Below are 22,447 nucleotides of genomic sequence, written 5' to 3'. Positions count from 1 at the left end.
CCCAAACAGGGGATGCGGCCGGCCCTGAATGGGTGTACAAGCCCAGCAGCATCGACACCCGGACGAGGCTGGCTCACCGGCCCGGAGGCATCGCCTTGCGCCTCAACCCAAGCCATGGCACCTGGAACAGCTCTTCAGGAGGGCACACCATGGCAGATCCTCTCGCGGTGCAGGCGACTTTCGAGTCCATCGCCAACTTCATCCTCAAATACGCCATCACCCTGGCCGCGCTGGGCGCGCTGACCGTGGGGCTGATCGAGGCGTACAAGAAACTCTTCGACACCCTGGCCAAGTTCCAGCGCCGGGCCCTGGTGCGCTGGCTCGGCGAAGGCGCGGCAGGCGACTGGGCGGCGCAGGACAAGCCGGGCGCTCCCCCTCGCCCCGGCGGGCACTACGCGGTGAGCCCCAACGCGCGCGCCCTGGCCCACACCGACGTGCAGGTGCTCCCCGGCCCCTACGACAGCGCCAAGGCCTACGCCGAGCTGCTGCACCTCACCACGGGCGTGTGGCCCGATGAGCGCAGCCTGCTCGACTTCGGCAAGCAAGGCCTCTTCCACCGCAACGTGAGCTTCGCGCTTTTTGAGCTGGAGCTCGCGAAGATGATGGCCCAGATTCAGGAAGCGGCCGATGCGGCGCTCAACAACCCCACGCGCTACGGCCATTGGTTCCAGTTCCTCACCCGAGGCTGTGCGCGCGACGACGTCTCGCGCTGGCTGGAGGCCATGGCCGCCGGGTCGACGCTGGGCATGGACGGGGAGGTGCAGCGCCAGGACCTCGCCGAGGTCTACGCGCGCATCCGCCTTCTGATGCGGCGCCAGCTCGACAGCTTCCAGACCATCACGTCGTACCGCTGGCGGGAATGGAACCAGCTCTGGGCCTGGGGCATCGGTGCCGCCCTGCTGCTGCTGGCGCAGCTCATCCAGGCGGTGCAGGTGGGGGTGGCCGCGCAGGACCTCACGCCGTTTCGCCTCGCCACCATGGTGGTGTTCTCGCTGGCCGGGGGCCTCCTGGCGCCGATCGCCAAAGACCTCGTCGACGCGCTGGCCAAGGTGAAATCCGGTGGCTAGGTTCGATCCCCAGCCCGTGCCGGGCTACGACCCGGTGCTGCGGATCCAGCTGCGCCAAGCGCCCGAAGGTGGCGCGCCGCTGGATGCCGCGCGCGAGGGCTGGAAGGGGAACCAGCCCATTGTCCAGCGCGAGCTCCTGGTCCTCATCCATGGCTACAACAACCACCTGCGGGAAGCCGAGGGCGCCTACAGGGGGCTGCGCAAGCGGCAGGCCGGCCTGATCGCCAGCGGGCTCTGGGAGGCACTCGTCGAGGAGCGGCTGGGCGATGTGTTCTGGCCGGGCGATGCGCGCTGGCCGGGCCTGGTGGACAAGCTCGATTTCCTCTTCTACGCCGACGCCGTGTCGGTGGCCAAAGACGTGGCGCCCAAGATCGCGAACTACCTGCGCTCGCGCACCGGCCTGCTGACGGTGCACCTGCTGGCCCACTCGCTCGGGTGCCGGGTGGCGCTGGAGGTGATCAGCGAGCTCGCGCGCCACGGCGGCCCCAAGGTCGGCAAAGTCTGCCTCATGGCGGCGGCCGTGCCGACCTTCAAGCTGTGTCCGGGCGGTGCGTTGTTCCACACCCTGGCCGGCGTCGACCAGTTGCGCGTGCTCTTCTCGCCGAACGACACCGTCCTGGCCGCCGCCTTTCCCGCAGGCCAGACCCTGGCCCGGGGCGACGAGGGCTTCTTCCCGGCGGCCGTCGGTCATGCGGGCGACATCCCGCTCACCCCTGGCAAGGTCGATCGCGACCACATCCCGGGGGCCGGGCACGGCGACTACTGGGGGCACGGGCAAGGCCATCCCACCGACACCAGCGCGCAGGCCATCGCCGACTTCTTCCGCTTTGACGGTGCCGGCACCCGCGCGCTCGGGCAGAGGCCGCTGCCATCGCGCAGGCCCAGCCCGCCGAGCAGGCCCGTCGCGCAAAGAAACTAGCGCGCTGCGAAGCCCTCAGGCGAGCAGCTGCTCCGTGGTCGTGACCGTGGCGTAGCCAAAGGCCAGCGCCGCCATGGACGCCGCATGCACCTGGGCGGCCGGCACGGTGGTGCCGTCGAATGCCAGGTCCATCGTGGCGCAGGCGTCGTGCGCCACGGTCACGGTGTAGCCCAGGTCGGCCGCGGCGCGGCTGGTCGCCTCGATGCACATGTGGCTCATCGCGCCGATGACCACCACCTCCGAGACGCCCTGCGCCTGCAGCAGCGCCTGCAGCCGCGTGCCGCGAAAAGCGTTGGGGAAGTGCTTGACGACCACCGGCTCATCCCCCAGGGGCGCCACGGCCGGGATGATCTGCACGCCCTCGGTGCCGGGCGTGAACACCGGCGCGCCGGGCTGCGCCGCCTCATGGCGCACGTGGATGAGCAACCCGCCTTGGTCGCGCTCAGCCGCGATCACACGGGCGGCCTGGGCCAGGGCCGCATCCAGGCCGACCAGCGGCAGCTTGCCGCTGGCGAGGTATTCGTTCTGCAGATCAACGACGAGGGTCGCGCGCTGGCTCATGGTGGGGGGTGCTTTCAGGGTTCGGTCGGTTGGAGGGGAGCGGGCCGCCATCGGGGTGTCGGGCCGCGAGAACCGCATTCTGGGCAAGCGCCCCCCATCGCGCCATTGGCCTGAATGACAGTTATCGATGGAATTGGGCCAGAATGCGCGGATGCAACCTGTGCGCGTCGCCGTCCTGGCCATCGATGGCGTGAGCCTGTTCCATCTGTCGGTGCCCGGCATCGTGTTTGGCGTGCAGCCACCGCCCACCGGTCTGCCGCCGTACGAGGTGGGCTACTGCGCCACCCGGCCTGGCCGCGTGCGGTGCGACCAGGGCATGGCGGTGGACGTGCCGCGCGGGCTGGACGCGATGGTGGGCGCCGACATCGTGGTCGTGCCGGCCTGGAACCACCCCGAGCGGATCGCGCCGCTGGCGCTGACAGACGCCCTGCGCCAGGCCCACGCGCGCGGCGCTCAGGTCATCGGCCTGTGCCTCGGTGCTTTCGTGCTGGGCGATGCCGGCCTGCTCGACGGCAGGTCGGCGACCACGCACTGGGCCTGCCGCGAACTCTTTGCCAGGCGATTCCCGAAGACGCACTTTCTGCCGGACGTGCTGTATGTCGGCGACGACCAGGTCATGACCTCGGCCGGGACCGTCGCGGCCATCGACTGTTGTCTGCACATCCTGCGGCTGCGCCACGGGGCCGACGTCGCCAACCGCGTGGCCCGCCTGCTGGTGACCCCGCCGCACCGCCAGGGCGGCCAGGCGCAATACATCGAACAGCCCGTGCCCGCCTTGCCGAGCGAGACCCGCCTGCCCGGTGTGCTGGAGTGGGCGCGGGCGCATCTGTCGCAGCCGCTGTCGCTCGACGCCATGGCGGACGTGGCGCGCATGAGCCGGCGCACCTTCACCCGCCGGTTTCGCGAAGCCACGGGCATGACCGTGAACCAGTGGCTCTCGGCAGAGCGCATCGGCCGCGCGCAGCAGCTGCTGGAAACCTCGGACATGTCCATCGAGCAGGTCGCGGCCGAAGCGGGCTTTGGCACCTCGCTGTCGTTGCGGCAGCACTTTGCCAAACAGTTGCTCACCTCACCCTCCGCGTACCGGCGGACCTTCCGCCACGGCAGGGCGGGCGGCGAAAGCCGTTCATACCGCCGATCGATCCGTTGACCATCCCCGGCCCCGGACGCCATTTCGACGCCCCCTAGACTTCCGCGCCTCGCGGGGCGTGCGGCATTCATGCTCCTTGTAAAGCTATTGTTTTCATAGTGAGAGGACACATGAATCGCAGTCACAGAGCGGTAGGAAATGCGGCGCTGGCCCTGGCTGGCCTGGCGGCCGGCGGCGTGTCGCAGGCGGCCAATTTCACGGCATCGAACGAAGCGGAACTCATCGCGGCGATCAACCAGGCCAACGCGAGCCCCGACCCGAGTTCCACGATCAGCCTGATCGGCTCCTTCACGGTCACGGCGCCGCTGCCGCCGATTCGCGGCAACGTGGCGCTCGCCCCCAGCGGCGGCACCCTCACGGTGGAGTCTGCCGCCGGGGCCGGGCTGACACTCCAGGCCGGGGCGACCTTCGGCACCCTGGGCAACCTGCAGGTCGGCAACACGGCGGGCACCACCGGCGCACTGACCGTGCAAGGCGCGGGCGCCGAGGTGCGGGTCGCGTCGGTGCAGGGTCTTGCGGGACAGACCCGCATCAGCGTGCTCGACGGCGGCGTCCTCGCCTCCACGGGCCCCACCGGCACGCGCTTCGGCGGGACCTCGGCGACCGTCTCCAACGGCGGGGTGGCCGATGTGCTCGTGCGCGGCGCCGGCTCCACCCTGAGCTCCAGCGTCCTGTACATCCATCAGCGCGGCACCCTGGAGGTGTCCGACGGCGGCACGGTGTCGGGCGCGGTGATGCACCTGGGCTCCATGCCCGGCGGATTCACCGGCGTCGTCACGGGCACCGGCTCCCGCCTGGTGACCAACACCGGCGCCATCAACCTCGGTGCGTCCGGCTCGGCCACGCTGACCGTCTCCAACGCAGCGGTGGTGTCGGCCAATGGCGGTGCTTCCGCGGTGAACCTGGCCGCGAACGCCGGCGGCTCCGCCGTGCTGAACATCGGCGGCGCTGCCGGCCAGGCGGCATCGGCGCCGGGCAGCGTGATCGCCTCGGCGGTCAACGGCGGCGCGGGCACGGCGGTGCTCAACTTCAACCACAACGCAGCAGCGCACAGCTTCACGCCCGCCATCACCGGCAGCATCAGCGTCAACCACGTGGGCAGCGGCACCACCACGCTCACGCGCGCCAGCACCTACAGCGGCGCCACCCAGATCACCGGCGGCACGCTGCGCGCCGGTGTGAACAACGCCTTCAGCGCCGCCTCGGCGCACAGCGTCGGTGCCTCGGGCACGCTCGACGCGGGCGACTTCAACCAGACCCTGACCACGCTGAACAACGCCGGCACCGTCTCGCTGCCGGGCGGCACCCTCACCATCACGGGGGCCTACGTGGGCAACAACGGCACCTTGCGCGTGGGCACGGCCCCGGGCGCGGGCGGCCTGGCCAGTGGCCGGCTGGTGCTCGACGGCGCGGGGGCCAGCGCCACCGGCACCACGCTGGTGGGCATCGCCAACCACGGGGGCCTGGGCGCGCCCACCACCGGCGACGGCATCGAGGTCATCACCGCCACCGGCGGCGCCACCACCACCGCGCAGACCACCCAAGACGCGTTCCGCCTGGCCAACGGCGTGGTGAGCGGCGGTGCCTACCAATACCGCCTCTACGCGGCCGATGCCAGCGGCGCGGGCGAGAACTGGTACCTGCGCTCCGACGGCCTTCGCGCCGAGGTGGCCCTGTACGCGGTGGTGCCCGAGCAGTTCCGCGCGCTCGACATCGCCATGCTCGGCAACCGCCAGCAGCGCCGAGGCGAGTCGCGCATGGGCACCGACAACGCCGGGCGCGAGCGCGAGGCCTGGGGCCGGGTGTTCAGCGTGGACCGCGACATCGCGCAACAGGGCACCGTCAGCCCCACGAGCAGCGGCCGCGTCAACGGCTTCCAGACCGGCACCGACCTCTGGACCGAGGGGCACTGGCGCGCCGGCCTGTACCTGGGCCAGCTCGAAGGCGACATGGCCGTGCGCGGCCAGGAAAGCGGCGCCGCGAACTACACCTCCGGCCGCAACGACCTGCGCAGCCAGTACCTGGGCGGCTACGCCACCTGGCAGCGCGACAGCTTGAGCTGGGACGCCGTGCTGCAGTTCGGCGACCACCGCTACAGCGCCACACCGGCGCAGGGCGACGCCAGCGCGGGCAAGGGCGACAGCCTCATGGCCTCGGTCGAAGTCGGCCAGGGCATCGCCCTCTCGCCGCGCTGGCAGATCGAGCCTTCGGTGCAAGTGGCCTACCAGCGCCTGAGCTTGAAAGAAACCGGCCTGAGCGGCGCCACCGTGCAGCAGGACACCGATGGCAGCTGGCTCGCGCGCGTGGGTGTGCGCGTCAACGGGCTCTTCAACGCCGGCGCTGGCGCGCTGCGGCCCTACGCCAGCCTGAACCTCTACAAACGCAGCAACAGCGCCGACGTCACGCGCTTCGTCGGCGGCGCGGGCGGTACCGACATCGTCAGCCGCACAGGCGGCAGCGGCAGCGAACTCAGCGCGGGCCTGACCTGGCGGCTCAGCGCGCGCACCAGCGTGTACGGCGAAGTCAGCCAGCTGTGGGAGCACGGCGGCGGCGCGCGCACCGACAGCGGCATCAGCGGCGGCGTGGGCGTCAAGGTCCTCTGGTGATCGCGCGGGCGCTCTGAGGCCCCCGCGCGACGGGGCGCCTCAGTACGCCGTCTCGCGGGCTTCCAGCACCAGCGACAGCACCCTGCCGCCCTTGCAGTTCGCCTTGGCGCGCACGCGGCATTCGGCGTCGGCCTCCACCGTCAGGCGGCAGTGGTAATCCAGGCCGTCGGTCTGCCCGGGGTTGTGGCTCGGTATGCGCCGGTGCCACACCCGCCGGCCGTCCACCTCCACGGACAGTTCGTGCGAGGGCTCGGCGGCCTCCGCCAGCACCGCCACCAGCAGCGTGGCATCGAGGTCGAAGGTGCGCGCGCGGCCCAGTGCGGCAGGAATCACCAGCGAGGCGACGGATTCGCTGCCCGCGTCATACTTCCAATATTCCAAGCTCATGGGGAAAGTCTAAGCCCACCCCGTGGCCCTCCCGACGCGCATGACCACCTTCCGCATCCAGATCGACGGCGATGCCGCCGACATCGAGGCCGACAGCGAGACCAGCCTGTTCGCCGCCATGGCGCGCGCGGGCGTGGCCTGGCCCGTGTCGTGTCGCAACGGCACTTGCCGCACCTGCATCGCGCGCCTGCGGCAGGGGCAGGTGCGCTACGACATTCCCTGGCCCGGCCTGAGCGCCGATGAAAAGGAAGAGGGCTACTGCCTGCCCTGCGTGGCCCGGCCCATGGCCGATCTGGTCATCGCGCGGGCCTGAGCCCGGGGCCTCGCGGCGCCGCGTCGTCCTCCTGCGCGTCGTCCGTCTCCTCGTCGCTCAGCGGATCGCCGGCTTCTGCGCTGTCGATGAAGGCCAGGTCGGGGTCTTCGTCGTCGGAGGCCTCGTCCGCACCACCGGGCGTGATGACGCGGTCCACACCGATGTCCCAGCCATCGCGCTTGCCGGCATCGCTGCCGGCGCTGCGGCTCTCGCCCGTGCCTGCGGCGTCGCTCGGCGAGGCCAGGGCATCGGGCGAGAGCAAGGTGGGGCGCTGTTCGTCGGGGGCGTCGAAGTCGGCGGGCGCGCCGGGGTCGCCGCCGTCGCTGTCGGCGATGCCCATCATGTCGCTGCCGCTGTCGGAGGAGTCCCCCGGGCCCAGCGACGCGGTGTCGCGGCCGGCGGGTTCGGCGGGTGCGGGGCTGGTGCCCTGGATGCTGCTGCGTGCCATGGTGTGTCCTTTCAAGTGGGTGGGCGCGTGGGTTGTCCGCCCATGTCCCCGGGGCAGTTGGCGTGCCTGCGGTCCGGGCGCCGCCGCCTGCCGCCTGCCCGGCCCGGTTCGCTCAAGGCAGGAACACCACCGAGGGCATGGCGCTGAAGACCACCGCCGCCGCCGCGATCGCGGCCGCCCCTCGCGCCATGCGGTAGCTCCAGCCCGGCAGCCCGCCCTCGGCGTGCCGTGCTTTCAAGCGGTGGCCGTGCACGGCCACGGCCAGCAGCGCGATGGCGGTGGCCACCCAGGCCACCGCGTTGGCCGCCCACTGGTGCGGCCAGATTTCGCCCGCCGCCCAGATCACCATGAAGTGGGCGAACCAGATCGCCAGGGCCGTGACGATCGGCCGCGCGTTCGCCGGCTGGCGCGGCTTCACACGCCGCTCCAGGGCAGTGCGCGCGGCAACAGCAGGCCGGCCGCGCCTTCGAGCGCCGCATACATGAAGAGGATGCGCAAGGCCTCCAGCGTCTTGTTGGCCGGGCCCGGCGCCAGGCCGCGCATCCAGCGCGCGAGGTAGTACAGCGCCGAGAGCACCACCGCCAGGACGATGGAGCTGTGCCACGCCAGCATGGCGAAGATGGCCGCCCCTTGCCCGCTGGCGTCGCCGCGCAGACCGGCGTGCCACCAGTCGAGCGCGTCCACCACCAGCGCGGCAACCAGGCACAGCATGCTCAGCGACATGGCCCAGGCGCTGAGCCCGCTGCCGCGCTGGAACCTCGCCAGCAACGGCCGCGCGGCGAAAGCCAGCGCGCCCGACGCCCCCAGCAGCAGCACGCCCGGCACCAGCGCGCCGCGCGGTGCGGTGATGCGCCAGGCGTCCGGGTGCGCGCCATGCAGGTACAGGTAGGCGAACATCGCCATCAGATAGATCATCCCCAGGACGACGACCAGCAGCACCGCGGCCCACCAGCCGTGCGATGCCGGGCCGGCCACGTAGGTGGGCAGCAGGATGCCCCCGCCCGCGTCCACCTGCTTCTGCGGGATGTGCCGGTCGTTGTGCCAGACCCAGCGCATCACGCAGGCGATGGTGAGCACGCCGCAGATCGCGCTCAGCGCGAGGGCCTTGACCGTGAGCAGCAGGAAGAAGCCGGCGGTGAAGAGCGCGGCCAGCAGGGGCGACCACGCGGGCCCCGGCATGATCTGCACGTACTGCGGCTCCGCGCGCGAACTGCTGGTGATCAGCGTCTCGCGCGCGCCGGTGGTGGTGCCGGGCAGGAAGTAGCGCCCGGCCTCGACGTCCTCGCGCAGCCGCGCGTCGGCCCACAGAGGCTCCAGCGAACTGACGACGGGGATCGAGCGGATGCCGTAGTTGCCGGTGGAGAGCCATTCCAGCGTGCCGCCGTTGTACACGTTGCGCGCGTTGCCGTCGCCCCGGTCCCGGCGGCTGTAGCAGCGCAGCGCGTCGATCACGAACAGCAGCACGCCAGCGGCCATGATGAACGCGCCCAAGGTCGAGATCAGGTTGGGCAGCTCCATCGAGCGCCCGGGCAGGTAGGTGTCCACGCGCCTGGGCATGCCCATCAGCCCGCTCAGGTGCATGGGCAGGAAGCAGACGTGCACGCCCACGAAGTTCAGCCAGAAGACCCAGCGCCCGACCCGCTCGGAGAGCTGCTGGCCGTTGATCATCGGCGTCCAGTAGTAGAACGCGGCAAACAGCGGGAACACCATGCTGCCGATGAGCACGTAGTGGAAGTGCGCCACCACGAAGTAGGTGTCGTGCGCCTGCCCATCGAAGGCGACCATGCCCACCATCACGCCCGTGAGGCCGCCCATCACGAAGATGAGGATGCCGCCGATGAGAAAGAGCGAGGGCACGTTGCGCCGGACCTTGCCCGAGGCGAGCGTGGCGATCCACGCGAACACCTGCGCGCCCGCGGGAATGGCCACCGCCATCGAGGCGGCCGAGAAGTAGCCGGCCGACAGGCCCGGCAGGCCCACGGTGAACATGTGGTGCGCCCAGACCCCGAAGCTGATGAAGCCGGTGGCGATCAGCGCCATCACCACGATCTCGTGGCCCACCAGCGGCTTCTGCGCGACCGTCACGATCATGGTCGACAGCATGGCCGAGGCCGGGATGAAGATGATGTAGACGTCGGGGTGGCCGAAGAACCAGAACAGGTGCTGGTAGAGCAGCGGGTCGCCGCCGCGCGTGGCGTCGAACAGCGGCCAGTTGAAGGCGCGTTCGAGTTCCAGCAGAAAGGTCACCATGATCATCGCGGGGAAGGCCAGGATGATCATCACCCCGAAGATCAGCACCGCCCAGGCGTACAGCGGCATCTTCGCCAGCGTCATGCCCGGGGCGCGTGTGCGCAGCACGCCCACGGTGAGTTCGATGGCGCCGGCGATCGCGCTGATCTCGATGAAGCCGATGCCCAGCAGCCAGAAGTCGGCGTTGATGCCCTGGGCGTAGACCGACGAGCTCAGCGGCGGGTACATGAACCACCCGCCCGAGGGCGCCAGGCTGACGAAGATCGAGCAGAAGAAGACCACGCCGCCGATCAGGTAGGCCCAGTACGAGTAGGCCGAGAGGCGCGGAAACGGCAGGTCGCGCGCGCCGATCATCTGCGGCAGCAGCATCACGGCGATGGCCTCGACGGCGGGCACCGCGAACAGGAACATCATCACCGAGCCGTGCATCGTGAACAGCTGGTTGTAGGTCTCCTGCGGCACGATGCCGGCCAGCGGCGCGGACAGTTGCACGCGCATCACCAGCGACAGCACCCCGGCGGCGACGAAGAAGCCGAAGGCCGTGACGATGAACAGGAAGCCGATGAAATTGTTGTTGACGGCGCTGAAGGCGCGCCATCCGCCGGGCGTCTCCCAGACCTTCTTCAGGGCCTCGAGTTCGCCCGGTGGCCTTGGGTCCTGGGTGGGAAAGCGCTCGTAGAGCCGCGCGTCGAAACCGGTCTCCGAGGGCGCGGTCTCGGCGTCGGAGACGGCGCCGGCCACGCCGGCAGGGACGCGCTGCGTCATTTCAGCGACTCCATGTACGCGGCCAGGGCGTGCAGCTCGGCGGCCTGCAGGGAGCGGTAGGCCGGCATGCGGTTGTTGGGCTTGATCGACTGGCTGTCGCCGATCCAGCCGATGAGCGTGCCGCGGTGGTTGGGCAGGATGCCCGCGCCCAGCGACTGCCGCGAGCCGATGTGCGTCAAGTCCGGCCCCGAGAGCCCTTGCGCCGAGGTGCCGGCGATGCGGTGGCAGGCCGCGCAGCCGGCCTCGCCAAAGAGCCGGCTGCCCCGCAGCACCTCGTCGTCGACGGGGGCTGCGGCCGGCGCGGGCTGCGGCTGCTGGCGCGCCAGCCGCGCCGCGTTCCAGCGCTGCCAGTCTTCGGGCTCGTGCGCCACCACCACGAAGCCCATCAGGGAATGCGCGCCGCCGCAGAACTCGGCGCATTGCCCGCCATAGACGCCGGCCCGGTCGGCCTGCAGCTTGAGCCGGTTGGTGCGGCCCGGGATCATGTCCATCTTGCCCCCGAGCTTGGGCACCCAGAAGCTGTGGATCACGTCCTCGGACACCATGTCGATGACCACCGGGCGGCCGACCGGGATGTGCAGCTCGTTGGCATCGGCATGCAGCTCCTTGCCCGCCGCGTCCAGGTAGGACACGCGCCACCAGTAGATGTTGCCCGACACCCGCATGCGCAACTCGTCGCCCTGGATCGTGGTCAGCCCGGCGGCCAGCGTCAGGCCCCAGGCCAGCAGCAGGAACAGCACGCCGGCCGGGACCACCAGCCCGAACCATTTCACGACGCCCTCGCCACCGAGGCGCGCGCGCAGCGTGTCGCTGCCGTACAGCGCCACCCAGAGGGCGGCGCAGACCAGCGCGAAGATCAGCGTCACGAGCGCGATCAGCACCCAGGTGAGTGAGGTGACCGTGTTCGAAAACGGGCCGTGCGGATCGAGCACCGGCGGGGGCCAGCCACTCAAGGCCTCAGCGAGATTGGAGCGTGAGGAGGTAGGCTGTGACATCGCGGGCTTCCTGGTCTGACATCGTGATGGCCGGCATGGCCGTCCCGGGCATCAGCCCGGGCGCGTTCCTGACAAATTGCATGAGCACGCCGGGCTGGTTGGGCAGCTGCCCGGCGATCAGGCCCTGGCGCGCGAAGCCGTGCAGCGAGGGCCCGAGCCCGCCGCGCGGCCACTTCACATCGGGGAAGCTGTGGCAGGCCACGCAGCCCTTCTCGGCGACGAGCCGCCGGCCCGTGGCGGCATCGGCGTCGGCCAGCGTCGGCGTGCGGTCGGGCGGGCCGTCGCAGGCCGCCAGGCCGATGCAGGCCAGCACCAGCCAGCGGCCGCAATAGCCCTTCGGCGAGCGCGGCGCGCCCGGTATGCACGATGATCTAGTTCCCATGCGCACACACCCGTCGCTGCAAGACCACCGGCGCGCGAACCTCGGCTCGCTGCTGCTGGCCCTGTGCGCGCTGGCCCTGACCACGGCCTGCACCGACCGCAAGACCCCCAGCGAAGACCCCTGGAGCCGCAGCGGCGAACTCATCGCCATGAGCGGTGGCCAGGCCGGCGCGCGCTACGCCTGCGCCACCTGCCACGGCGTGCGCGGCGAAGGCAATGGCTTTGACGCGCCGCGCATCGCCGGCCTGCCTGCGGGCTACCTGCAAAAGCAGATGGAAGACTACGCCGCAGGCCTGCGCCCGCACGAGGTGATGCGCGACGTGGCGCGCTTTCTCGACAGCCACGAGCGCGTGCGCGTGGCCAACCACTACGCCGCCCTGCCGCCGCAGGCCTTGCCCGCCGCCACGCAGGAAGCGATCGCCCCGCAGACCCCGGCGCTGTACGCGCGCGCGTGCCAGCAATGCCACGGCGCCGAAGGCGTGGGCAGCGCCAACGGCCCGCCGCTCAACGCCCAGCCGGCCTTCTACCTGATCCAGCAACTGCAGGACTGGCAACTCTCGAAACGGCGCAACGACGGCAATCATGTGATGTTGGAAGTGGCGCAGCAGCTCGACGCGGGGCAGGTCAGGCAACTGGGCCTTTATCTGGCGCAGATCCCACCACGCCCGGCGACGCCGGACCGTTGAGGTCGAACATCGAAGGCAGCACGCGGTCGCGCTTGATCAGGTGGTGCAGCACCGCCGCCCCGGCGTGGCCGGGGATGAGCAGCGCCGTGATCCACACGATCCAGTAATGGGCGCTGGCGGCCCACTGCATCAGGCGGTGCTGCAGGCCCTCGGAGAGCTGGTCGAAAGGCAGGTTGGGAAACGGGATCAGACCGGCGATGGACAAGGGCAGGTCGCTCGGCAGGGTGGACCACATGACCCAGCCGCTGATCGGCAGCGCGAAAAAGCTCACGTAGAACCAACTCTGCAGGAGGCGGCTGGCCTTGCCCGTCAGCGACGCCTCGTCCACCGTATCGGGTCCGCTGATCTGGCTGTGCCAACACAGGCGCAGCGTGCCCAGCAGCATGATCGTCAACCCCACCTGCGTGTGCGTCTGGTAGCCGATGTACTTGTCGCCCCCCACCGGCTGCCACCCCAGGTACCACCCATGGGCCAGCTGGAACACCATGAGCGCGGCCATCACCCAGTGGAAGGTCACGCCAATCGGCGAGTAAAGGCCGCGCCGGTGGTAGCCCTCGGCCCATTCGATGGCGGCAATGAGGTTCATGCGGGGTCGGCGCGCCAGGCGCGCGCGCGTTCGGCGTCCATCCAGCGCCAGCCGATCGCCATCGCCGCGGCCAGGTAGGCGATGCTGCCCGGCGCCCACATCGTGATGCCGGCGAGCTGCTGGTCTTCCAGCGGCGCCACGCCCCAGCTCAGCGCGGAGGCGAAGTGCGGCGGGTACAGCGGCTGTCCCGCGAAAGTGATCAGCGCGCCGAGCAGGCCCATCAACACCGTCGTGACCAGCACCGCGCCCATGGCCGCCGCCGGCCCGGCCCGTCGCACCGCGAGCCAGAACCCCATCGCACTGGCCAGCAGCGTGAACTGCATCAGCGCGTAGATGCCGTGCGACGACAGCGCCGCCGCGTAAGGGGCCGGCGCATGCCAGATCCAGAACACCACCGCCGAGGCGGCCGTGGCGCCCCAGAGCGACACCGGCCAGCGCCGCAGCCAGGGCTCCAGGCCGTGCACCAGCAAAGGCGCCATCACCAGCACCAGCGCGAGGTGGTGGATCACCCGCACGGTGAAGAAGGCCGAGCTCAGGGCGCACAGCGGCGACACATACAGCACCACGGTGAGCGCCCACGCGCCCTGCAGGCTCTGGCGCCGGCGGGGCGTGAGCCCACCCCCCACGCGCGCACGCCAGAGCAGCACCAGGAGCAGCAACAGGGCGATGCCCAGCACCGGGTCGAGGTTCCACCGGCCCAGCCAGCTCGCCGGGTCGGGCGCCTCGCCGCAATACGGCACCCACCGTTTCAATTCGTCCAAGGCATGGTCCTCCAGGTGGGGCGCCCGCCGGCACTGGGGCCGCGCCGCCCACGCGCATGACACCACGGAGCGGCACCGCGCACTGTTCGCTGGCGAACAGACGCCGCCACACCCGCTGAGGAAGATGGTCTCAATGAGCCCTCTAATGAGCCCTCTTCTTGCGACTGCGAACCCCTGAATGCATGCCCTCTTCGCCCTGTCTTCCGTGCCGCTCTTCCTGGGCGCCTTGCTCAGCGACTGGGCCTACTTCAGCAGCCAGGAGATCCAGTGGGTCAACTTCGCCGCGTGGTTGAACGCCGGGGCGCTGCTGGTGGCCGGCCCGGTGCTGCTCTGGGCGGCGGTGCAGGTGCTGCGCTCGCCCGCCCAGCGCCATCAGGGGGGGCTGGTCTACCTGGCCTTGCTGCTGCTCACCTTCGTGGTCGGCTTCGTCAACGCCCTCATCCACGGCAAGGACGGCTGGGCCGCGATGCCGGCCGGGTTGATCCTGTCGGCCGTGGTGCTGGTGCTCGCCGTGGCGGCCAGCGCCACCGGCATTGCGGGCTTTCTGCGGAGGCCGGCATGATGGCCCCGGCCCGCCTCCTGGGCGCCGCGCTGGCGCTGGCGGCCTCGGCCGTGGGAACCGCTGGCGCACAGACGGCCCAGCCCGAGCTGCCACCGCCGCAGCGGGGCCTGCTGCCCAGCATGCGCATCGCGGAGCCTGCCCTGTGGGGCGAGCGCCGGCCCACGGTGCCGCCCGGCTGGAAAATCCAGGCCATCGCCACCGACATGAAAGTCCCGCGCCAGTCGCTGGTGCTGCCCAACGGCGACATCCTCGTGGCCGAAGGCAAAGGTGGCGGCGCGCCCGTGCTCAAGCCCAAGGACTACATCGCCGGCATCATCAAGGCCAGGGGCAACACCGCCGTCAAAGGCGGCAACCAGCTGACCCTGCTGCGCGACGCCGATGGCGATGGCACCTACGAAGGCCGGTGGGTCTACGCCAAGGACCTCAACGCGCCCTACGGCCTGGCCCTGGTGGGCAACCAGCTCTATGTCGCCAACCAGGACGAGCTGGTGCGCTTTGAGTACGTGGCCGGGCAGACCCAGGCCGGCGCCGCGCCCGTCTCGGTGACCAAGCTGCCTTCGGCGGTCAACCACCACTGGACGAAATCGCTCGCCGCCGACGCAGACGGCCGCTACCTCTACGTCGGCATCGGCTCCAACAGCAACATCGGCGAGCGCGGCATGGCGGTGGAGGAAAACCGCGCCGTGGTCTGGCAGATCGACGCCCGCACAGGCGCGACGCGCACCTTCGCCACCGGCCTGCGCAACCCCACGGCGCTGGCGTTCGAGCCCACGAGCCGGCAACTCTGGGCGGTGGTCAACGAGCGCGACGAACTCGGCCCCGACCTCGTGCCCGACTACCTCACCTCGGTGCGGGAAGGGGCGTTCTACGGCTGGCCCTATGCGTACTGGGGCCCCAACGTCGACCGCCGCGTGCAGCCTCAGGACGAGCAGAAGGTGCAGGCCACCGTGCGCCCGGACGTGGCCCTGCCCTCGCACTCGGCGCCGCTGGGGCTGTCCTTCGTGCCGGGCGGGTTTGCGGCACCTTTTGCCGAAGGCGCCTTCGTCGGCCTGCACGGCAGCTGGAACCGCGACGAGCCCGTGGGCTACAAGGTGATCTTCGTGCCCTTCGCCAACGGCCGCCCCAGCGGCCCGGCGGTGGACGTTGTCACCGGCTTCCAGAGCGAGGGCAAGACCATGGGCCGGCCGGTGGGCGTGACCGTGGACCCCAAGGGCGCCCTCATCGTGGCGGACGACCTCTCCAACACCCTCTGGCGCGTCACGCCAGCGCGCTGAAGCCCCCGCCGCGGGGCTTCGCGGCCTCAGCAAGGCCCGGGGCGCCCAACCACTGCCCGGCCCGATAATGGCTTTTGCTCCGCACGCCAAGGCAAAGGCACGGCCGATGAAACACTTCCTCCCCGACCCTGCAGACCTGCGGTGGCTGGTCCGATCGCTCGATCTGCGGTCGTTCTCGGGCGCCGCGCGCGAGATGAACGTGGCGGTGTCGGTGGTCACGCGCGGCGTGGACCGCCTCGAAGCCGGCTACGGCGTGACCTTGCTGCGCCGCTCCACGCATGGGCTGTCGGCCACGCCCGAAGGCGCCGAGCTGGCGCAGGAGGCGCGTGCCCTGCTGGCGCAGATGGAAGACATCTCCGCCGCGCTGTCCCGGCAGCGAAACCACGTGGCAGGCGCGCTGCGCCTGGCCTCCAGCCAGGAGATCTGCGAGCAACTGCTCGTGCCCTGCCTGGCCCAGCTGCGCGCGCGCCACCCGGCGCTGCGCATCGAGCTCGTGGCCGACGACCGCGTGGCCGACCTCGTGACCGATGGCATCGACGTGGCGCTGCGCACGACGGTGGGCCACAGCGATGCCGTGGTGGCGCGCGAACTCGGCTCGTTCGAGCGGCGCCTGTACGCCTCGCCCGCCTACCTGCACGCGCAGGGCGTGCCGGCCGACCCGCACGAACTGCAGCAGCACCAGACCGTCACGCACACCGCGCAAGGCCCCGCCGTGACCTGGAAATTCCGCCAGGGCGGCCGGCCGCTGGACGTCACCGTGCGCTCGCAACTCGCCGCCAACACCTCGGCGCTGGTGCACCACGCCCTGGTGGCCGGGGCGGGCATTGGCATGCTCTCGCGCCCGCTGGCCGCGGCCGACGTGGCCAGCGGCCGCCTGGTGGAGGTGCTCGCGCCGTTCGCTTCCAGCGTGGCCCACACCATGTACGCCGTCTCGCTGCCCAGCCGGCGCAACGCCGCCAGGGTGCGCGCCGTCACGGGCTTTCTTCAGGACGTCGCGCGCCAGCAGTGGCAGCTCAAGCCGCCCTGAAGCCCTGGAAGCTGGCGAACTCGCCCACTTCGCGGCGCGGCATGGCCAGGCGGTTGACGGGCGCATCGCGCTCGGGGTAACCCAGCGACATGCCGCACACCGTGAGCTCGTGCTCGCGCAGCGCGAGGTGCTGCGCGATCACCGGGTGAAAGCGCGCGAACGACACCTGCGGGCAGGTGCCCAGGCCGCGCGCGCTCGCCGCGATCATCACGTTCTGCACCAGCAGGCCCAGGTCCAGCCAGCTGTGCGGTGCGAGCCGGGCGTCGATGGTGAAGATCAGGCCGACCGGGGCGCCGAAGAAATGGAAGTTCTTCTCGGTCTGGCGCATGCGGGCGGGCATGTCGGTCGGGTCGATGCCCAGGCTGCGGTAGTAGACCGCGCCGAACTCGCGCTGCCGCTGCGCGTGTTCCTCGGGCAGCGGGTCGGGGAAATGCGGCGAAGGCGGCAGGCGGTTCTCGCGGAACGCGGCCACCAGCGCATCGCCCATCGACCTCAGGGCCGCGCCCGCCACGGCGTGCACCCGCCAGGGCTGGGTGTTCGAGTTGCTCGGCGCGGTGCAGGCCACGGCCAGCAGTTCTTCGAGCAGCGCGCGCGGCACCGGCTCGGGCCGGTAGGCGCGCAGGCTGCGGCGCGCACGCATCACGCCATCCACCACGCGGGCGGTGTCTTCGGTGCAAGACCCGCTCACGCTGCGTGCTCCACCGGCGCGGCCACCTCGGGCGGCGGGTGGTAGGCGATGCGCCCCGCCGGCAGGTAGAACAGCGCGATGACCGCGCCCCCGCGCGCCTCGGGGTAGTGGTGGCTGCCCGGGCCGGGCGCGGTCCAGCCGCCTTCGCACCAGCCATTGGGGCCGGCCAGCGCGGCACCCGGGTTGAGCGGGATCACCATGTTCAGCTCGCCATAGGGGTGGGCGTGGTACTGGCCACGGAAGGTGTGCCCCGGGTTGCCCTGGGTGTTGCCCGTGCTGTCCATGTACACCGCCGTGATGCTGAACCAGTGCGTGCGCTGCGACGGCTCGGCGATGCGGCTGCGGCGGTAGTGCGGCCCGGTGATCTCGACGTTGGCCGCCCAGCCGTCGCGCACGCCCGCTTTCACGAGGCGGGCCAGCTCGTCGTACAGCGCACTGCCCGGGCCGTGCGTGGCGTTGAGCCAGCGCTCCACGGGCGTGCCGGCGGTCATGTCCTTGACCTCGTCCAGAAAAGCGATGCTGCGCTGAATGAGCGCTTCGCGGTCGTCGATGGCTTGCGGTGTCATGCTCATTCCTCCGATTTGAAGCCAGACGCGCGCACCACGGGGCCCCACTTGTCGCGCTCGGCCTGGATGTAGCGCTCGTAGGCCTTGGGGCTGAGCGTGAACAGCTCCAGGCCCACCTCTTCGAAGCCGGCCACCAGGGCCTCGTCGCGGCTGGCGGCCATCACCGCGTCGTGCAGCGCCTTCACCGTGGCCTCGGGCGTGCCAGGCGGCGCGAAGAGGCCGTACGACTCCACGCCGGTGAGCGCGGCGTGGCCCTGCTCTACAAAACTGGGCACCTGGGGCAGGAAGCGCGAGCGCTTCTCGCCGCTCACGGCCAGGATGCGCAGCTTGCCGCTCTGCAGGTAGGGCAGGAAATCGGCCACGAAGCCGAGGTAGGCAGGGATCTGCCCGCCCAGCAGGTCGTTCATGGCCGGGGCCGAGCCACGGTAGCCCACATGCTGCAGCTGCAGGCCCGCCGCCTCGGAGAACTGGTAGCCCAGAAAGTGCGCCATCGACCCGGCCGCGGGCGAGGCGTACATGGCGTGGGTGGGCGACTGCCGCACCCACTTCACGTAGTCGGCCAGCGTCTTCACCGAGGCGGGCACCGCAGGGCCCACCGCCAGCGCGCAGGTGGCCGAAACCACGGGCGAGATGGGCACGAAGTCGGCCACCGCGTCGTAAGAAAGCCGGGTGTAGACGTGCGGGTAGATGCTGAGCGCCGAGGTGTGGGTGCACAGCAAGGTGTGGCCGTCGGCGCGCTCGCGCTTGAGCTGCGCGCTGGCCACGCGGCCGGCGGCGCCCGCGCGGTTGTCCACGATGAAACTCGCGCCCTGCTTGCGCCAGGCCTCGGCCACGCGGCGAGCCGTCTGGTCCAGCGTGCCGCCGGGCGGGTAGCCGACGAGCAGGCGGCGCACGGTGCCCTGCGCAAAGCTGGCGGGATGCCAGGCGGTGGCGGCCAGGGCGGCGAGGGTGGTGGCGCCGAAGCGCCGGCGCGAGAGGGTGTGCATGGTGGGGCTCCGTGGGAATCGTGGGATTCGTGGGTTTCGGGGTGGGAATGTGCGGATGATCGCCATCCCTCGACTTGAATGGAATCGCTGTTTTTGCAAGAGCAAAATGCACGCCATGCAACTTGCGAAGGACACGCCATGAGCATCGGACGCATCGACCTGAACCTCATCAAAGTCTTCGACGCGGTGCACGAAGACCGCAACCTGCTGCGCGCGGGCAAGCGGCTGAACCTGAGCCAGTCTGCGGTGAGCCATGCGCTCACGCGCCTGCGCGAAGTGGTGGGCGACGAGCTTTTCGTGCGCACCGCCAAGGGCATGGTGCCGACCGCGCGCGCCATGGCCATGGCCGACGAACTGCGCGGCGCGCTGCGCCGCATCGAGGCCACGCTGGGCGTGGAGCCGTTCGACCCCGCGCGCTCCCAGCGGCGCTTCGTGATCGCCGCCAACGACCACCTCACGGCCGTGATGGTGGCCGAGCTCAGCCGGCTCATGGCGCAGGAGGCCCCGGGCATCGACCTCGTGGTGCGCCCCTCCACGCGGCTGGACCTGGCCGAGCAGATCGACGTGGGCCGCATCGACCTGGCGGTGGGCATCTTTGCGCAGGTGCCTTCGCGCCTGAGTTCACGCACCCTCATGACGCAGGGCGAGCTGATCGTCATGCGCAAAGACCACCCGGCCTCGCGCCGCAAGCTCGCGCTGCCGGACCTCGCGCGCTACCCGCTGGTGACGGTGTCCGTGGGTGGGCAGGAAGAAGGCGCGGTGGGGGGCTTCATCCTGGAGCGGGGGCTGGCGCGGCAGGCCGAGATGTTCGACCGCCACGCGCTGGAAGAGGCCTTGTCCGCCGTGGGGCTGGCACCGCGCTACCGCGCCACCGTGCCGCACTCGCTGGCCATACCCGCGCTGCTGCGCGGCTCGGACATGCTCTCCATCATGCCGTCGTCGCTGGCGCGCAACCTGGCCGAGGGCGGCGGGCTGCGCATGCGCGAGCCACCCTACCCCAGCGCGCCCTCCACCTTCCGCGCGGTCTGGCACAGCCGCAACGACCACGACCCGGCGCACGTGTGGCTGCGCGAGGGCGTGGCGCGCGCCGCCGGGCGCGTGGCCTGAGCGCCCGGGCCGTGGGCGGGCCGCTGGCCCCCAAAAAAAACAGCCCCCGAAGGGGCTGTGAAAAAGGTGGAGTCATCTGGGATGGACCACCCTTGGAGAGGCGTTGCGGGCGCGCGGCCCGGTATTTGTGTGAGCCGCGCCGCCCGGAAAAAGTTCAGAACGTGTGGCGGATGCCGACGGCGAACTCCGTGATGTCGTTGTCCACCGCCGAGGTCAGGCCGGCAGGCAGGGCGGCGTTGAAACGGCCCAGGCCGCCCGCGCCGGCGTTCGCGTCGTTGCGAAAGCGCGTCAGGCTCGAATACAGCGCCGTGCGCTTGGAGAGGTCGTACACCACGCCCACGCCAAACGCCTTGCTGTCCGCGTTGCTCAGGTTCTTGGGCGAGTTGATCACGTACTGCGCCTTCCAGGTGGTCTTGCCGGTCTGGTAGTCGATGCCCACCCAGGCGCCTTCGCCATCGAGATTGGCCACGCGCTTGTCGTCGAAGTCGATGTAGCCCGCCACCACGCGGAACGGCGCGAAGTTGTACGCGCCCGACAGGGTGCCGATGCGCGCGTCCGTCGAGTTCACACCGATGCCGCCGCGCGCCTCGTCGGTGAGGTAGGAGCCGATCACATCGAAGCCATGGCCCGTGTAGCGCACCGAGGCCTCCATCACCTGGTTGTCGCCGCTGGCACCCGCGACTTCACCCATGCCGTAGACCGCACCCAGCTTGAAACCGGCCAGGCTCGGCGACTCGTACTTGATCGAGTTGTTGATGCGCGCGGGAGCGCCGTTGCCCGTGGCACCGGCTTGCGGCGGCGCCGCCGTGGCCGAGGCACCCCGCACCAGCTCGTAGCCGCCACCGAAACCACCAATGAGGGCGGTGGAGGGGCCTGCGCCCGCGCTGGTGAACAGGCTGTGGTCGTTCGTGGCCGCATACAGCGCCGTGTACTGGCGGCCCAGCGACACCGCGCCGAACGCGCCCGACAAGCCCACATGCGCCTGGCGGCCAAACAGCGCGCCGCCCTGGCCGCTGGTGCCGTCGTCCAGGTTCACGCCGCCTTCCAGCGTGAAATTGGCGCGCAGGCCACCGCCCAGGTCTTCCGAGCCGCGCAGGCCAAAACGGCTGCCGGCCAGGCCGCCCGACTGCGCGCGCGACAGCGAGTTGGCCCCATCGGCGTACTGGTAGAACATGTCGGCCACGCCATACAGCGTGACGCTGGACTGCGCGAACGAAGGCACTGCAAGGGCGGCCAGAGCGGCTGCGGCGGCGATTTTTTTCATGGTGTCTTTTCTTGGGTTGGACAGTGGAAAGGGCGAGCGATGCCGTCCCTGGTGAAGCACCGGGGCTGGCATTTCCGTGGATGGAACCGGGGGGTGTGGGGTGCCGTCAGGAAGACGGCGGTGCCGCGGCCTGGAAGGCGCCGCGCAGCGCGCCTGCGCCCAGGGCGCAGTGGAGATGAACATGCTGAAGAACCATGGCTGGAACTATAGGCACGGCCTCGCTTCAGATAAAGGCGATAAGCAGGAGTAGTCTGTTTCTATTGCGTCAACAATGCACCCATGCACCCACCCACCCCACAGGCCCCTGGCCCAAGGAGCAGACATTCGATGGAGCCCACCACCCCTTCCCTGCCGCACGCGCCCCTGCCCGCCTACTACCGCGACGAAGCCGACCACGCGCAGTACGTGCGCCGCATCTTCGACGAGACCGCCGTCGACTACGACCGCATCGAACGCGCCATGGCGTTTGGCACCGGTGGCTGGTACCGCCGCGAAGCCCTCGCCCGCGCGGGCCTGGCCGCGGGCGACAAAGTCGTCGACGTGGGCATCGGCACCGGCCTGCTCGCGCGCCAGGCCTGCGCCCTGATCGGCGAGCAAGGCCGCCTCATCGGCGTGGACCCCAGCCCCGGCATGCTGGCGCAGGTGGATCTGCCCGGCATCGAACTGCGCGCCGGCCGGGCCGAGGCCCTGCCCTGCGCCACCGCCGAAGCCGACTTCCTCAGCTTCGGCTACGCCTTTCGCCACGTGTCTGACGTGGACGCCGCGCTGCGCGAATTCCACCGCGTGCTGCGCCCCGGTGGCCGCCTGCTCATCCTGGAAATCAGCCAGCCCTCCAGCCGCGTCTCGCGCGCGCTGGTGAAGTTCTACATGCGCCGCGTGGTGCCCACCCTGGCGCGCTTCGTGGCCCGCGAGCGCGGCAGCGCGGAGCTGTGGCGCTACTACTGGGACACCATCGAAAGCTGCATCCCGCCCGAGCAGATCCTCCAGGCCATGGCGCGTGCGGGCTTCGTGCAGGCGCAGCGCCACACCGAGCTCGGCGTGTTCTCGGAATACACCGCCGTGCGGCCCTGAGCGGGCCGGGGCCGCGCGCGCAGGCGG

General features: G+C 70.8%; 24 protein-coding genes. 11 read left to right on the top strand and 13 right to left on the bottom strand.

The window, feature by feature from the left end:
- The first annotated feature begins 149 nt into the window (after nt 1–149).
- Together KIT86_RS05770 and KIT86_RS05765 are read left to right on the top strand one after the other, a co-directional pair.
- A complete protein-coding gene (locus KIT86_RS05770) occupies nt 150–1,067 on the top strand; it encodes a hypothetical protein (RefSeq protein ID WP_297395918.1) in 918 nt (305 codons plus the stop codon).
- The gene (locus KIT86_RS05765) at nt 1,060–1,986 is read left to right on the top strand and encodes an alpha/beta hydrolase (protein WP_297395915.1); all 927 of its coding nucleotides are present in this window, start codon (nt 1,060–1,062) and stop codon (nt 1,984–1,986) included. The genes KIT86_RS05770 and KIT86_RS05765 overlap by 8 nt, the downstream gene beginning before the upstream one ends.
- A gap of 15 nt (nt 1,987–2,001) precedes the next feature.
- Here the strand turns inward: KIT86_RS05765 and KIT86_RS05760 are convergent, their stop codons facing one another.
- On the bottom strand, nt 2,002–2,547 hold the full coding sequence (locus KIT86_RS05760; RefSeq protein ID WP_297395913.1) for a cysteine hydrolase family protein: 546 nt from the start codon (nt 2,545–2,547) through the stop codon (nt 2,002–2,004).
- A gap of 151 nt (nt 2,548–2,698) precedes the next feature.
- Here KIT86_RS05760 and KIT86_RS05755 point away from each other — a divergent pair, with 151 nt between their 5' ends.
- Nucleotides 2,699–3,697 carry a GlxA family transcriptional regulator gene (locus KIT86_RS05755; protein WP_297395912.1) on the top strand — a complete coding sequence of 333 codons (999 nt, stop codon included), beginning with the start codon at nt 2,699–2,701 and terminating at the stop codon, nt 3,695–3,697.
- A 110-nt stretch (nt 3,698–3,807) separates the two neighbouring features.
- The gene (locus KIT86_RS05750) at nt 3,808–6,303 is read left to right on the top strand and encodes an autotransporter domain-containing protein (protein WP_297395909.1); all 2,496 of its coding nucleotides are present in this window, start codon (nt 3,808–3,810) and stop codon (nt 6,301–6,303) included.
- Nucleotides 6,304–6,342: 39 nt separating this feature from the next.
- Here the strand turns inward: KIT86_RS05750 and KIT86_RS05745 are convergent, their stop codons facing one another.
- Nucleotides 6,343–6,690: a hypothetical protein gene (locus KIT86_RS05745; RefSeq protein WP_297395906.1), complete on the bottom strand. Its 348-nt coding sequence runs from the start codon at nt 6,688–6,690 to the stop codon at nt 6,343–6,345.
- Nucleotides 6,691–6,712: 22 nt separating this feature from the next.
- Here KIT86_RS05745 and KIT86_RS05740 point away from each other — a divergent pair, with 22 nt between their 5' ends.
- On the top strand, nt 6,713–7,003 hold the full coding sequence (locus KIT86_RS05740) for a 2Fe-2S iron-sulfur cluster binding domain-containing protein (protein ID WP_297395904.1): 291 nt from the start codon (nt 6,713–6,715) through the stop codon (nt 7,001–7,003).
- On the opposite strand, the gene KIT86_RS05735 is transcribed toward KIT86_RS05740, so the two are convergent.
- The 5 genes from KIT86_RS05735 to KIT86_RS05715 all read right to left on the bottom strand — a co-directional run bounded on the left by KIT86_RS05735 (nt 6,987) and on the right by KIT86_RS05715 (nt 11,843).
- The gene (locus KIT86_RS05735; protein WP_297395901.1) at nt 6,987–7,451 is read right to left on the bottom strand and encodes a hypothetical protein; all 465 of its coding nucleotides are present in this window, start codon (nt 7,449–7,451) and stop codon (nt 6,987–6,989) included. The two genes, KIT86_RS05740 and KIT86_RS05735, sit on opposite strands and share 17 nt — an antisense overlap.
- Before the next feature lie 112 nt (nt 7,452–7,563).
- Nucleotides 7,564–7,869, bottom strand: a complete 306-nt coding sequence (locus KIT86_RS05730) for a hypothetical protein (protein ID WP_297395899.1) — start codon at nt 7,867–7,869, stop codon at nt 7,564–7,566.
- The gene (locus KIT86_RS05725; RefSeq protein ID WP_297395896.1) at nt 7,866–10,466 is read right to left on the bottom strand and encodes a cbb3-type cytochrome c oxidase subunit I; all 2,601 of its coding nucleotides are present in this window, start codon (nt 10,464–10,466) and stop codon (nt 7,866–7,868) included. Before KIT86_RS05725 ends, KIT86_RS05730 begins: the two co-directional genes overlap by 4 nt.
- The gene (coxB, locus tag KIT86_RS05720) at nt 10,463–11,461 is read right to left on the bottom strand and encodes a cytochrome c oxidase subunit II (RefSeq protein ID WP_297395894.1); all 999 of its coding nucleotides are present in this window, start codon (nt 11,459–11,461) and stop codon (nt 10,463–10,465) included. Before coxB ends, KIT86_RS05725 begins: the two co-directional genes overlap by 4 nt.
- Complete coding sequence (locus tag KIT86_RS05715; protein ID WP_297395890.1) at nt 11,424–11,843, bottom strand: c-type cytochrome; 420 nt, start codon at nt 11,841–11,843, stop codon at nt 11,424–11,426. The genes coxB and KIT86_RS05715 overlap by 38 nt, the downstream gene beginning before the upstream one ends.
- Here KIT86_RS05715 and KIT86_RS05710 point away from each other — a divergent pair.
- On the top strand, nt 11,842–12,528 hold the full coding sequence (locus KIT86_RS05710) for a c-type cytochrome (RefSeq protein ID WP_297395887.1): 687 nt from the start codon (nt 11,842–11,844) through the stop codon (nt 12,526–12,528). The genes KIT86_RS05715 and KIT86_RS05710 overlap by 2 nt on opposite strands.
- Here KIT86_RS05710 and KIT86_RS05705 read toward each other — a convergent pair.
- A complete protein-coding gene (locus tag KIT86_RS05705; RefSeq protein WP_297395885.1) occupies nt 12,467–13,114 on the bottom strand; it encodes a cytochrome b/b6 domain-containing protein in 648 nt (215 codons plus the stop codon). The genes KIT86_RS05710 and KIT86_RS05705 overlap by 62 nt on opposite strands.
- Nucleotides 13,111–13,875, bottom strand: coding sequence for a cytochrome c oxidase assembly protein (locus KIT86_RS05700; RefSeq protein WP_297395883.1), 765 nt, complete (start codon nt 13,873–13,875; stop codon nt 13,111–13,113). The genes KIT86_RS05705 and KIT86_RS05700 overlap by 4 nt, the downstream gene beginning before the upstream one ends.
- Nucleotides 13,876–14,053: 178 nt before the next feature.
- Between KIT86_RS05700 and KIT86_RS05695 the strand changes: the two genes are divergently transcribed.
- The 3 genes from KIT86_RS05695 to KIT86_RS05685 all read left to right on the top strand — a co-directional run bounded on the left by KIT86_RS05695 (nt 14,054) and on the right by KIT86_RS05685 (nt 16,738).
- Nucleotides 14,054–14,437 (top strand): hypothetical protein, encoded by a 384-nt coding sequence (locus KIT86_RS05695; RefSeq protein WP_297395880.1) that lies wholly within the window; start codon nt 14,054–14,056, stop codon nt 14,435–14,437.
- The gene (locus tag KIT86_RS05690) at nt 14,434–15,711 is read left to right on the top strand and encodes a sorbosone dehydrogenase family protein (RefSeq protein WP_367185422.1); all 1,278 of its coding nucleotides are present in this window, start codon (nt 14,434–14,436) and stop codon (nt 15,709–15,711) included. The genes KIT86_RS05695 and KIT86_RS05690 overlap by 4 nt, the downstream gene beginning before the upstream one ends.
- 106 nt (nt 15,712–15,817) lie before the next feature.
- Nucleotides 15,818–16,738: a LysR family transcriptional regulator gene (locus KIT86_RS05685; protein ID WP_297395877.1), complete on the top strand. Its 921-nt coding sequence runs from the start codon at nt 15,818–15,820 to the stop codon at nt 16,736–16,738.
- Here the strand turns inward: KIT86_RS05685 and KIT86_RS05680 are convergent.
- Genes KIT86_RS05680 through KIT86_RS05670 form a run of 3 tightly spaced genes read right to left on the bottom strand, consistent with a single transcriptional unit; the run spans nt 16,725 to nt 18,978 of the window.
- A complete protein-coding gene (locus tag KIT86_RS05680; protein ID WP_297395874.1) occupies nt 16,725–17,426 on the bottom strand; it encodes a nitroreductase in 702 nt (233 codons plus the stop codon). The two genes, KIT86_RS05685 and KIT86_RS05680, sit on opposite strands and share 14 nt — an antisense overlap.
- A complete protein-coding gene (locus tag KIT86_RS05675) occupies nt 17,423–17,992 on the bottom strand; it encodes a DUF4863 family protein (RefSeq protein ID WP_297395871.1) in 570 nt (189 codons plus the stop codon). Before KIT86_RS05675 ends, KIT86_RS05680 begins: the two co-directional genes overlap by 4 nt.
- A 2-nt stretch (nt 17,993–17,994) precedes the next feature.
- Nucleotides 17,995–18,978 (bottom strand): tripartite tricarboxylate transporter substrate-binding protein, encoded by a 984-nt coding sequence (locus KIT86_RS05670; protein ID WP_297395868.1) that lies wholly within the window; start codon nt 18,976–18,978, stop codon nt 17,995–17,997.
- A 138-nt stretch (nt 18,979–19,116) separates the two neighbouring features.
- On the opposite strand from KIT86_RS05670, the gene KIT86_RS05665 reads away from it, so the two are divergent.
- Entirely contained in the window at nt 19,117–20,085 is a 969-nt protein-coding gene (locus tag KIT86_RS05665) for a LysR substrate-binding domain-containing protein (RefSeq protein ID WP_297395865.1), read from the top strand.
- Between the two features lie 154 nt (nt 20,086–20,239).
- Here KIT86_RS05665 and KIT86_RS05660 read toward each other — a convergent pair whose 3' ends face one another.
- Nucleotides 20,240–21,349 (bottom strand): porin, encoded by a 1,110-nt coding sequence (locus KIT86_RS05660; protein ID WP_297395861.1) that lies wholly within the window; start codon nt 21,347–21,349, stop codon nt 20,240–20,242.
- Between the two features lie 327 nt (nt 21,350–21,676).
- Here KIT86_RS05660 and KIT86_RS05655 point away from each other — a divergent pair, with 327 nt between their 5' ends.
- Nucleotides 21,677–22,420, top strand: a complete 744-nt coding sequence (locus KIT86_RS05655; protein WP_297395858.1) for a class I SAM-dependent methyltransferase — start codon at nt 21,677–21,679, stop codon at nt 22,418–22,420.
- Nucleotides 22,421–22,447 lie beyond the last annotated feature (27 nt).

The sequence above is a fragment of the Hydrogenophaga sp. genome (assembly GCF_026125825.1).
In the GTDB taxonomy this organism is placed as follows: Bacteria; Pseudomonadota; Gammaproteobacteria; order Burkholderiales; family Burkholderiaceae_C; genus Hydrogenophaga.
This window is presented reverse-complemented; position numbering and strand designations above follow the sequence as displayed.